At 67.1% G+C, this 657-nt stretch carries 1 pseudogene; it reads left to right on the top strand.

The window, feature by feature from the left end:
• Positions 1-657, top strand: a pseudogene (locus F2P46_RS36085) (hypothetical protein); the annotation flags it as partial.

The following is a 657-nucleotide window of genomic DNA, read 5'->3' on the forward strand; positions in this document are numbered from 1 at the left end:
ACATGCAGTTCAATCCGGACAACAGCTGCAAGGGCGACTTCGACATCAAGGCGCGCGGCACGGCGTCGCTGATGGCGAAGGAAGTGCGCGCGCAGCAGCTGGACAACTTCGCCGCCACCCTCACACCGGAGGACGCCCCCTACATCAAGCGCGAAGAACTGCTGCGGCAGCGCGCCGAAGCGCATGACCTGTCGAGCATCATCAAGACCGAGGACGAGGTCGAAGCCGAGCGCAACAACGACGCCGCCCAGGCCGCGGCCGCGCAGCAGCAGCAAATGCAGGAGCTGCAAATGAAGGTAGCCATGCTTGGGGCCGAGAAGATAACGCAAGAGGTCGCCAAGCTCGCGGCCGAGGTCACGCGCATCAACGCGATCGCCACCAAAACCAACGTGGACGCAGCGTATGCGGGCATGCAGGCCGCCGGTGTGGCGACGGAGCGCCCGGAGATTGCGCCTGCAGGGGACGCCATCTTGAAATCGGCCGGCTGGGTCGATTCCACTCCCGGCCAGCCTACTCCGGCCGGATCGGCCCCACCCGGCGCCGCTCAGCCGGCCATTCCCGATCCGCAGCAGCTGGCCGCGCAGCGTGATCCGCGCGGCGGCCAGGTCGGCGCCAATGTCGGCGAGCATGCCGGCATCGAGACGGCGGCAATCGAAT

This window comes from Massilia sp. CCM 8734 (assembly GCF_011682155.1).
Lineage (GTDB): Bacteria > Pseudomonadota > Gammaproteobacteria > Burkholderiales > Burkholderiaceae_D > Telluria_A > Telluria_A rubra.